General features: G+C 70.5%; 12 protein-coding genes. 5 read left to right on the top strand and 7 right to left on the bottom strand.

What is annotated here, in order from left to right; translation table 11 throughout:
- The coding region (locus J0695_RS18910; RefSeq protein WP_307798681.1) for a hypothetical protein at window positions 1-701 on the top strand (701 nt) is incomplete at its 5' end.
- A gap of 84 nt (window positions 702-785) precedes the next feature.
- The gene (locus J0695_RS18905) at window positions 786-1,718 is read left to right on the top strand and encodes an ADP-ribosylglycohydrolase family protein (RefSeq protein ID WP_206963267.1); all 933 of its coding nucleotides are present in this window, start codon (window positions 786-788) and stop codon (window positions 1,716-1,718) included.
- Here J0695_RS18905 and J0695_RS18900 read toward each other — a convergent pair.
- The 3 genes from J0695_RS18900 to J0695_RS18890 are packed head-to-tail and all read right to left on the bottom strand — an operon-like array spanning window position 1,678 to window position 5,043.
- Window positions 1,678-2,157 (bottom strand): DUF3291 domain-containing protein, encoded by a 480-nt coding sequence (locus J0695_RS18900; protein WP_206963266.1) that lies wholly within the window; start codon window positions 2,155-2,157, stop codon window positions 1,678-1,680. The genes J0695_RS18905 and J0695_RS18900 overlap by 41 nt on opposite strands.
- A 37-nt stretch (window positions 2,158-2,194) precedes the next feature.
- Window positions 2,195-3,655, bottom strand: a complete 1,461-nt coding sequence (locus J0695_RS18895) for a penicillin-binding transpeptidase domain-containing protein (RefSeq protein ID WP_206963265.1) — start codon at window positions 3,653-3,655, stop codon at window positions 2,195-2,197.
- Entirely contained in the window at window positions 3,652-5,043 is a 1,392-nt protein-coding gene (locus J0695_RS18890) for an FtsW/RodA/SpoVE family cell cycle protein (RefSeq protein ID WP_206963264.1), read from the bottom strand. The genes J0695_RS18895 and J0695_RS18890 overlap by 4 nt, the downstream gene beginning before the upstream one ends.
- Window positions 5,044-5,149: 106 nt before the next feature.
- Here J0695_RS18890 and J0695_RS18885 point away from each other — a divergent pair, with 106 nt between their 5' ends.
- Window positions 5,150-5,620, top strand: coding sequence for a DUF6325 family protein (locus tag J0695_RS18885; protein ID WP_206963263.1), 471 nt, complete (start codon window positions 5,150-5,152; stop codon window positions 5,618-5,620).
- Window positions 5,621-5,649: 29 nt separating this feature from the next.
- Window positions 5,650-5,985 (top strand): SHOCT domain-containing protein, encoded by a 336-nt coding sequence (locus J0695_RS18880; protein ID WP_242552873.1) that lies wholly within the window; start codon window positions 5,650-5,652, stop codon window positions 5,983-5,985.
- Here J0695_RS18880 and J0695_RS18875 read toward each other — a convergent pair whose 3' ends face one another.
- The 4 genes from J0695_RS18875 to J0695_RS18860 all read right to left on the bottom strand — a co-directional run bounded on the left by J0695_RS18875 (window position 5,986) and on the right by J0695_RS18860 (window position 8,965).
- Window positions 5,986-7,263, bottom strand: coding sequence for an ATP-binding protein (locus J0695_RS18875; RefSeq protein ID WP_206963262.1), 1,278 nt, complete (start codon window positions 7,261-7,263; stop codon window positions 5,986-5,988).
- The gene (locus tag J0695_RS18870) at window positions 7,260-7,967 is read right to left on the bottom strand and encodes a hypothetical protein (RefSeq protein WP_206963261.1); all 708 of its coding nucleotides are present in this window, start codon (window positions 7,965-7,967) and stop codon (window positions 7,260-7,262) included. Before J0695_RS18870 ends, J0695_RS18875 begins: the two co-directional genes overlap by 4 nt.
- A 104-nt stretch (window positions 7,968-8,071) precedes the next feature.
- The gene (locus J0695_RS18865) at window positions 8,072-8,371 is read right to left on the bottom strand and encodes a zinc-ribbon domain-containing protein (protein ID WP_206963260.1); all 300 of its coding nucleotides are present in this window, start codon (window positions 8,369-8,371) and stop codon (window positions 8,072-8,074) included.
- An 81-nt stretch (window positions 8,372-8,452) separates the two neighbouring features.
- On the bottom strand, window positions 8,453-8,965 hold the full coding sequence (locus J0695_RS18860) for a protein-tyrosine phosphatase family protein (RefSeq protein ID WP_242552872.1): 513 nt from the start codon (window positions 8,963-8,965) through the stop codon (window positions 8,453-8,455).
- A gap of 97 nt (window positions 8,966-9,062) precedes the next feature.
- Between J0695_RS18860 and J0695_RS18855 the strand changes: the two genes are divergently transcribed.
- On the top strand, window positions 9,063-9,721 hold a 659-nt coding region (locus tag J0695_RS18855; protein ID WP_206963259.1), incomplete at its 3' end, for a nuclease-related domain-containing protein.

The raw sequence follows: 9,721 nt of genomic DNA, 5'->3' as shown, positions 1-9,721 counted from the left end.
CCCCCTTCGGCCAGCAGCCCCAGGCCCCGTGGGGAGCCCCGCCGATGGGCCCGCCCCCGAAGAAGAGCCGGACGGGCCTGATCCTCGGCATCGTCGGCGGAGCCCTGGTGCTGGTGATCGCCGCCGTGGTGGGCCTCGGCGTGATCGGCCAGAAGGCGGTGGGCGGCTTCCCGAAGGCGGAGTACCGGCTCACGCTCCCCAAGACCCTCCTGAGCAACAAGTACCAGCTCACCAAGGACCTCTCCGACTCCAAGGGCGCGGCCATCGAGAAGGAGGCCGACGGCGCCTGGGACGCGAAGGACACCAAGGCGGTGGTGGCCCAGTACAGCCTGGGCGGCGACGACACCAAGGGTGTCCTGGTGGTCTCGGGCATGTACGGCCGCTTCAAGAACACCGGCCTGGCCCGCCGCAGCATGATGGAGGGCGCCTCGGAGGGGGCGGGCGCGGTGATCGCGGTCAAGGCGAGGGACTTCCACCCGGCGGGCTCCGACGTCCCGATCGCCTGCGAGGTCCTCACCCAGACCCAGGCCGGCACCCGCACCACGATGCCGGTCTGCGCCTGGACGGACGGCAACACGGGAGCTTCCGTCGCGGAGGTCACGGAGGCGACGGTCCTGAAGGACCCCGCCACGATCGACCTGGCAGCGGCGGCGGAAACGGCGGCGAAGGTCCGCGCGGACATGCGCAAGCCGATCGGCTGAACGGGAAATGGTCGTGCGCGGCGCTGCCGGCCGCCTGCCCGTAAAGGAGTTACCGGGCCCGCCGCGCTCCGGCACCATGGCTCCATGAACGCCAACCCCGGTGCCGCCCGTCGCAGCCTCGAAGGTCTCGCTCTCGGGGACGCCTTCGGGGAGCGGTGGTTCCCGCTCTTCCGCGAGCCCCTCCAGGCGTACAACGACATACGTGCCCGCCGCACCCCCGAAGAGCTCCGCTGGCACTGGACCGACGACACGGCCCTCGCCCTGGCGATCCAGCGCGTCCTGGACGAGCACGGCACCGTCGACCAGGATCGGCTCGCCGCCTGTTTCGCGCTCACCTTCGACGCCGATCCGGGGCGCGGGTACGGGCACGGCATGCACATGCTGCTGCCCGCTCTCCTTCCCGAACCGGAGGGCTGGCGCACCCTCGCGCCCGGGCTCTTCGAGGGCGGCAGCCTCGGTAACGGGGCCGCCATGCGCGTCGCGCCTCTCGGGGCCTGGTTCAGCGACGATCTCGAAGTCGTCGCCCGCCAGGCGGAGTTGTCCGCCGAGGTCACCCATGCCCACCCGCAGGGCATCGCGGGCGCCGTGGCCGTGGCCACCGCTGCGGCTCTTTCCGTACGGGGAGAACTCGACATCAGGGCCGTCGCCGAACGGACCCCGGAGGGCGCCGTCCGCGAGGGGCTCCTGCGCGCCGTCGGCGTCCCCTTCGCCACCGAGCCCTGGAAGGCCTCCGACCTGCTCGGCAACGGGCAGCGCATCCGCGCCGACGACACCGTTCCCTTCGCTGTCTGGACGGCAGCCCGCCACCCGGAGGACCTGGAGGCGGCGCTCTGGGCCACGGCGGAAGCGCTCGGCGATGTCGACACCACCTGTGCGATCACCGGTGGCATCGTTGCCGCCCGCACCGGGGTCGAAGGCGTCCCCGCTTCATGGCGCGAGCGGCGCGAGTCGCTGCCCGGCCGAGGCCAGGGCAGGGCTAGGCGGACGCCGGTGGCGGGAAGCTGGTGCGGAGCGTGAAGGCTGTGGGGGCCGGGCCGTTCGCGCGGAGGTCCAGGAGTCGGGTCTCCGCCTCCTCGACCGTGGGGCGGTGGCCCGCCGGGATCCACCACAGTGCCGTCATCGCCTCCTCGACCCGTGCGAAGAACTCGTAGCGCCTGCCCAGGAGTTCGCGGTGCCTGCCCTGGTACATGAAGGCGGTGAGCGCGTTCGGGTCGCGCCACACCGACATGTTCACCATCAGCCACTCGTCGCCGAAGATGCGCAGCTCCGTCGCGTCGCCGGCGTCCGTCTGCAGGCGCCAGACGAATCCGTCGGCCTGGTCGGCCACCGCGTTCACGGGGTCCAGGCCGTCGACGAAGGGCTTCAACTCGGGGGAGTCCAAGGGGAACTTGAGGCGGGCTATGTTCACCTGGGCGAGTTCGTAGGGCGCTGAGGGCGGAGTGGGTGGAGTAGTCATGGGGCGCACTCTAATCACGGTCCGCGCGCGCCATGGCTCAGTTCAGTGCAGCCTCCATGACCGCCTTCGCGATCGGCGCCGCGTTGCCGCCGCCGCTCACGTCCGAGCGGTTGGCCGACGCGTCCTCGACCACCACCGCGACGGCCACCGCCGGAGTGTTGGAGTCCGATTTCTGTGCGTACGAGATGAACCAGGCGTACGGCGTACCGGAGTTGTCGATGCCGTTCTGCGCGGTGCCGGTCTTGCCGCCGACCGTCGCCCCGCCGATCGCCGCGTTCGTCCCGGTGCCGTCGGTGACCACGGCCTCCATCATCGTCTTGAGCTGGGTGGCGGTGGTCACGGTCATCGCCTGCCGGTAGTCCTTGGTGCCGGTCTCGGAGACCGTGCCGCCGTTCGACCTCATCGTCTTGTCGACCAGGTGCGGGTACATGATCTGGCCGTCGTTGGCCACCGCGGCGGCGACCATCGCCATCTGCAGCGGGGTGGCGCTGGTGTTGTACTGGCCGATGCAGGACTGGGCGAGGTGGTCGTTGCTCATCTTCGTGTCGAAATTGCTGGCCGAGACCCCCGAGGGGATCTTCACGCCGGTGTCGTTGAAGCCGAAGTTCTCCGCCGTCTTCACCATGCCGCTCAGGCCCACGTCCACGCCCAGCTTGGCGAAGACCGTGTTGCACGACACCTCGAAGGCGTAGAGGAGTGTCGCGTTCTTGCACTGGTCGGACGAACTCTCGTTCGTCAGCTGGAAGGTGGTGCCAGGAAGGGTGTACGGATTCGGGGTGTCCGTCGCCGAGTTGATGTCCGTGGCGACCCCGTTGTCCAGGATCCCCGCCGCCGTGACCACCTTGAACGTCGAGCCCGGCGGGTAGAGCTGGCGGATCGCCCGGTTGAGCATCGGCTGGTTGGTGTCGGAGTTGAGCGAGGTCCATGCCCTGGTCGACGAGGTGTCCGTACCGGAGATCCGCCCCGGGTCGTACGAGGGTGTGGAGACCAGCGCGAGGATCCTGCCCGTGGTGGGCTCGATCGCCGCCACCGCACCCTTCTTGCCGCCCAGACCCTCGTACGCCGCCTTCTGCATGTCCGCCTGGATGGTGGAGGCGACATCACCGCCGGGCTGCTGGGCCCGGGTCAGCTCGTTGATCAGCGGCAGGGTGGAGAGCATCGAGTCGGTGCCGGAGAGGATGCCGTCCTCCGCGTTCTCGATGAGCGTGGTGCCGTACGTCTGCGAGGCGTAGCCGGTGACGGGTGCGTAGAGGGGGCCCTCGGTGTAGGTCCGCTCGTACTTCAGCTGCTCATTCGTGTTCCGTGAACCGGTCACGGTCTTGCCGTCCACCAGGATGTCGCCGCGCGGCTGGTCGTAACGCGCGATCGTCTGGCGGCGGTTGGCCGAGTTGTTGTCGAGGGAGTCCGCGTCGAAGACCTGGACGCGGGTGGCGTTCAGGAGGAGTGCGACGAGGAGGATCAGACAGAAGCCGGCGGCGCGGCGGATGTAGCGGATCATGACTCGTCTTCCTCCACGATCGGGGCTGTGATTCCGATGAGTCCGGTCTCGACCGTGCCGGGATGCGGCGCGCGAGCCGAGTCGCTGACCCGGATCAGCAGCGCCACGATCACCCAGTTGGTGACGAGGGACGATCCGCCCTGAGCCAGGAAGGGCATCGCCATACCGGTGAGCGGGATGAGGTCCATGACGCCGCCCGCGATCACGAAGACCTGGATGGCGACGATCGAGGCGAGGCCGATCGCGAGGAGACGGCCGAAGGGGTCGCGGAGGGCGAGGCCCGCGCGATAGCCGCGGGCCGCGAGCAGGGCGTACAGCAGGAAGATCGCGGTGAGGCCGAAGAGGCCGAGCTCCTCGCCCGCCGTCGCCAGGATGAAGTCGGACTTGGCGGCGAAGCCGATGAGGATGGAGTGGCCCTGGCCCAGGCCCGTGCCGAGCATCCCGCCCGCACCGAAGGCGAAGAGCGACTGGGCGAGCTGGCTCGCGCCCTCGCCGGCGTCGATCGAGGCGAAGGGGTGCAGCCAGTCGTCGACGCGGCTGCGGACGTGCGGCTCCAGCGTGCCGACGACCGTGGCGCCCACGGCGGCCAGGACCATCCCGATCGCGATCCAGCTGCCGCGGCCCGTGGCCACGTACAGCATGATCACGAAGAGGCCGAAGAAGAGGAGCGAGGTGCCGAGGTCGCGCTCCATGACCAGGACGCCGACGCTGATCAGCCAGATCGCCAGGATCGGGGCGAAGACCCGCATGGTCGGGAGCTGGAGCTTCCAGATCTTGCGGCCCGTGTAGGCGAGGGCGTTGCGGTTGCCGGCGAGGTACGCGGCGAAGAAGACCGCCAGCAGGACCTTCGCGAACTCACCGGGCTGGATGGAGAAGCCGCCGACGCGGATCCAGATCTTCGCACCGTTCACGGCCGGGAAGAAGATCGGGATGATCATGAGCACCAGGGCGGTGGCCACCGAGAGGTACGCGTAGCGCTGGAGGATGCGGTGGTCTCGGAGGAGCAGGATCACGGCGATGAAGAGCGCGACGCCGAGCGTGGACCAGATCAGCTGGGTGGGTGCGGCCTTGTCGCCGGGGGTCTCCAGGTCGAGTCGGTAGATCAGCACCAGGCCGAGTCCGTTGAGGAGTACGGCGATCGGGAGCAGCAGCGGGTCGGCGTAGGGGGCGCGGAAGCGGACGGCGAGGTGGGCCACGAGGGCGAGGAGGCCCAGGCCGGCACCGTAACTGAGCGCGTCGGCCGGCATCGAGCCGTTCTTGGCGTAACCCGCGTCGATGTAGCCGAAGACGGCGATGAGAACGGCGGCCACAAGAAGCACGAGTTCGACGCCGCGTCGCTTCGGGAGGCGTAGTTCGGGCGGGGGTGCGTCCGCCGTCGTTGCGGTCATGCCTGGCAACGTAGCAAGACAGAGGCCTTATGTCCCTTTATGTCATAGTGTTCCGAGGAATGCTGATGGCCTGTCACGGCGGCTTGACGACATGAGGAGTACGGATATGGGGCCAGTGGAATTCATCGTTCTCGCCTTCCCCGAGGAGCAGCTGCGCGTCGAGGCGGTGGCCGCGGTCGCCGCCCTGCGCAAGGACGGTGCGGTGCGCCCCATCGACTCGCTGGTGGTCACCAAGACCGCGCGGGGCGAGGTCCTCGCCGCCGAGCTCACCGAGTTCGACGAGCTCAAGGACGTGCTCGTGGGGGAGGACGCCGCGCAGCTGATCGGGCCCGAGGATGTCAGGGAGGCGGGCGAGCTGCTGGAGAACGGCAACTGCGCGCTGCTCGTCCTGGTCGAGCACCTGTGGGCGCAGGAGGCGGCCGAGGTCGTACGGAAGGCGGGCGGGCACATCGCCGCTTCCGTACGGATCCCGCCGGAGCGCCTGCAGGAAGTGCGGGCCGCGCTCGCCGCCCCCGCCACCGCATCCGCTCCCGCCACCGCGACCTCCACCGCACCCGCAGCTGCGCAGAAGGGCTGACCGCCATGTTCATCCGACCCATGCGACCGATGGTCCGACCCGTCAGGCGCCCGATGGGCTCCCCGCTGCTGCGCGGCATGCTGGTGGGCGGCACCGCGTACGCCGTCGGCAAGAACAACGCCCGGCGCACCCAGAGCGAGCAGGACCAGAACGAGGCGATCCAGGAGCTCCAGGCGCAGCAGGCCTCGCAGCCGTACCAGGCCCCGCAGGCTTCTCAGCCGTACCAGGCCGCCGCACCCGCACCCGCACCCGCCACCGGCGGCGAAATCGCCGACCGGCTGGCCCAGTTGGGGCAGATGGCACAGCAGGGACTGCTCACGCCCGAGGAGTTCGCGGCCGCGAAGGCGAAGCTACTGGGCGTCTGATCAGGTCGCGCTCTCGGTGGCGGTGTCGTCGAAGCTCACATACTCGGGCAGCGTGAGCCGCGCCTCGGCGCCGCCGTCCTCCGCGTTGCGGAAGACGAGCTCGGCCCCGATCACCGCCGCCTGGCCCACCGCGATGGTCAGTCCCAGACCGTGCCCCTTGGTCTCGGCGTTCGTACGGAAACGCTGCGGCCCGTGCGCGAGCAGATACTCCGGATAGCCGTCGCCGTGGTCGCGCACCGTCACCACGGGCCCGTCCACGCTCACCACCACCGGCGCCCGCCCGTGCTTGTGGGCATTGCCGACCAGATTGCCGACGACCCGCTCCAGGCGCCGTTTGTCGCTCTCGACGCGGGCCGCCCTTCCCACCCGTACCTCCGTCTCCGTCCCCCAGGCGCGCGCCACCCGCTCGGCGATCGGCGGCAGGACGTGGAAGGCCAGGTCGACCGTCTCGCTCCCCGCGTCGAGACGGGAGATCTCCAGGAGGTCCTCGGTGAGCGCGCGCAGCGCCCGTACCCGGTCCTGCACCAGCTCGGAGGGGCGGCCGGGCGGCAGCAGCTCGGCCGCGGCGTGCAGACCGGTCAGCGGGGTGCGCAGCTCGTGCGCCACATCGGCGGTGAAGCGCTGCTCGCCCTCCAGCTTCGTCTGCAGGGACGACGCCATGGTGTCCAGCGCCCCCGACAGCGTCGCCACCTCGTCCTGCCGCCGGCGGGGCCGCTTGGCCCTGGGGTCGTTGACGCGCGCGTCCAGGTCGCCCGCGCTGATCCTCCCCGCGACCAGCGCGGCCTTCTGCAGCCGGCGGGTGACCCGGGTGACGGCGAAGGCGCCGACGAGGAGGGTGGCGCTGATGGCCAGGACCGATGAGGCCAGGATCGACTGGTCGAGGCCCGTGATGATCTTGGCGCTCTGGCTGTAGTCGACGGCGGTGGCGATCGCCTTGCCGTCGGCGGGGCCCGCCGCCCACATCACGGTCCGCCCGCCCCGGTCGGCCACCATCGTGCCGCGCTGCCCCTTCAGGGCGAGGGCGCGCAGCGAGGGCGGCAGATCGGGCGGGTCGACGCCGGAGCGCCAGGGGAGCGGCTCGCCCGCCTCGTACGCCTCCACCGTGTCCGACAGGCGCGTGAGCGCCTTGTCGCGCACCTGGCCGACCGTCTGGTGCGTCACCGACGCGTGCACCAGACCGCCGAGCAGCGCCGCCAGCACACAGCACATCACCGCGATGAAGAGCGCGGCCTTCCAGGTGAGCGAGGCCGTCCAGGACGGCAGCAGCCGGGTCCTCATTCCGGGGCCGCTTCCGGGTCCGCCTGCTCGTCCGACCTGCGGGCGGGCCGCGCGGAGGAGAGTGGCGCAGGTGACTTCTGGGGCCGTACGCGAAGGATCTCGTCCCGGGTGGGGAGCATCGCGCGCTGGCTGGAATCCCAGGACCACGAGGTCCGGTACTCGTAACCGGGCAGCCCCGCGGGATCGCGGATGATCACATACCGGCCGGCGAGCTCCACGCTGATCACGTCGTCGACCGTGTCCATGATGCGCAGCAGTTCGCCCCCGTGGGCCCAGTAGCAGTTGATCGCCAGCTGGCCGTCGCGGAGCGTGATGCCGGTGATCAGCTCGTCGTGGTTGTCACCGGTCAGGTCCCGGTAGTACGGCTGCAGCACATCGCCGGCGGTGGTGTACGCGGAGGTGGTGGGGTCGGCGCGCGCGACGTCGGCCGGCTTCAGCCGGTGCACGTCGTCGCCGGGCACCTTGATCCCGGGGACGGCCTCCGAGGCGCTCGACGGCGGCTCGGACGGCTGTACGGATGCGGGCGGCAGGCTGGGCCACAGCTGGGTGGGGCCCACGGCGGTCGGGGTCGCACCCGCGCTCGTCAGGCCGCCCGAGTTGCCGCACCCCGCGCACACGGCGAAGAGCAGGGCGACCGCCGCGGTCAGCGGTGCCGCTCCGGCTGCGGGGCGGAAGAGGCGGTGGCGGTGGCGGTGGCGGCGCAAGGCTCTCCTTCCGTACGACTGCACCCAGGATGTCCGCACCAGCCTGTTACAGCGACGGCCCCGGCGCATCCTCGCGCCGGGGCCGTCGCCGGGAACCGCCCGGCTCAGTTCGCGTACGGGTTCTGGCCGGCCTGCTGCTGCGGGGCGCCCTGCTGCCCGTGCTCCTGCTGCTGCGGCTGGGCCAGGAGCCCGTCGGCCTGCTCCTTGGTGATCTGCTGTTCCATGCCGCAGAACGTGCACTGCGTCGTGTACTTCGTGGAGAACGGGAACAGCGGCACAAAGAACAGCGTGAACTTGCTGACGCGCTTGCGCAGTGTGTGCGCGGCCGGATTGCCGCAGTGTCCGCACACCAGCGTCAGCATCGCCAGCTGGTACAGATACCCCCTGGTACCAAAAATGATCATGCCGTGGTCCCCTCCTCGGTCGGTGCCGGCCCGTACAGGCCTCGTACAGGCGCTCGTACCGGCCTCGTACAGGCGTACAGGCTACGGCTCGGACAATCCCGCAAGCAGGCGGACCACGTCCAGTCCCGTGTCCAGGTAGTCCTCGAAGACCGGATTGTGCAGCGCCCACTCCGAGCGCTGCCGCCTGATCAGCGCGACCGCCTCCTCGGAGGTGTGTCCCGACATCCGGAGCGTGTGCGCGACGACCAGGCCGGAGCGGTTGTACCCGGAGTGGCAGCGCACCAGCACGCTCCGGCCGAGCCCCAGCGAAAGCTGCGCGATCTCGGCGAGCCGAATGACCCCGTCGATCTGCGCCTCGTCGAGAGGGGCGTCGGGGATCTCGTGCACATGGTGTTCCACGCCGGGCGGCGGTCCGTGGCCGGGGCGGCGCAGCAGACTCAGTACGACATCGAACTCATCGCGTACGACAGCCAGTTCAAAACCCGTGTCCGGCCGGAAGAAGGCGTGCCCGCCCATCCAGAGCCCCGGGACGATCTCGTCCCACGCCGTGTCCGGTGCTGGAACGTCCCCGTCGTCCTTCCTGCGCACGCGCAAGCTCGACCCCCTCCGCTCACGTCCACCGTAACCCGGTTATTGCCCCTCCGCCCTGTGTCCTGTTCCCATGGTCGTGGGTGGGATGAGGTGATGCGGCATGACCGGTCTGAGGGTCACCCCGACGTGGCGGCACGGACAGGAACGGCTGTACGTGGGGATGCCGGACGGCAGGAACATCGCCTGGTACGACCGTGACACCGGCCGGATCAGTCTGCTCTTCGACGAGCAGAGGGAAGCGGTGCTCAAAGCCCTCCGGCCTTTCCTGACAGGAGAGTTCACTGTCGGGCCGCCTCCCGTTCCGAGCCCGGCCGATTTCGCGCTGCTCACCCTCCACCCCGACGACGACCTCGCGCCCAACCGCCCCGGCGAGGCGCTGCACGCCGTCCTGGACGGCGCCGCTCCGCCTTCGCGCTTCCGCGCCGATCCGCGCCGCAACACGCTGGTCGCGCAGCAGGCGCTGGGGGAGCGGCTCGACGGTCTTGAGGGTGCGGGCTGGCGGGTGCTGCACTCGGTGCCGCTGCCGGGCGGCGGCCACATCGACCATCTGCTGATCGGCCCTGCCGGGCTCATGACGGTGCGCACGCTGTACGTACGCAAGCTGCGGGTCCGGATCGCCGACCCCCTGGTCACGGCGGGCCGCGCCGAACCGCAGCCGCAGCTGCGCTGGGCCCGCCGGGAGGCCGAGCGCGCCTCCTTCGCCCTGGCGGCGGCGGTACGGCCGGTGCTGGGGCTGGTCGGGGCGGCACGGGTGGAGGT

Source organism: Streptomyces beijiangensis (genome assembly GCF_017315755.1).
Lineage (GTDB): Bacteria > Actinomycetota > Actinomycetes > Streptomycetales > Streptomycetaceae > Streptomyces > Streptomyces beijiangensis.
The sequence above is the reverse complement of the archived record's forward strand: the minus strand, read 5'-3'. Positions and strand labels throughout refer to the sequence as shown.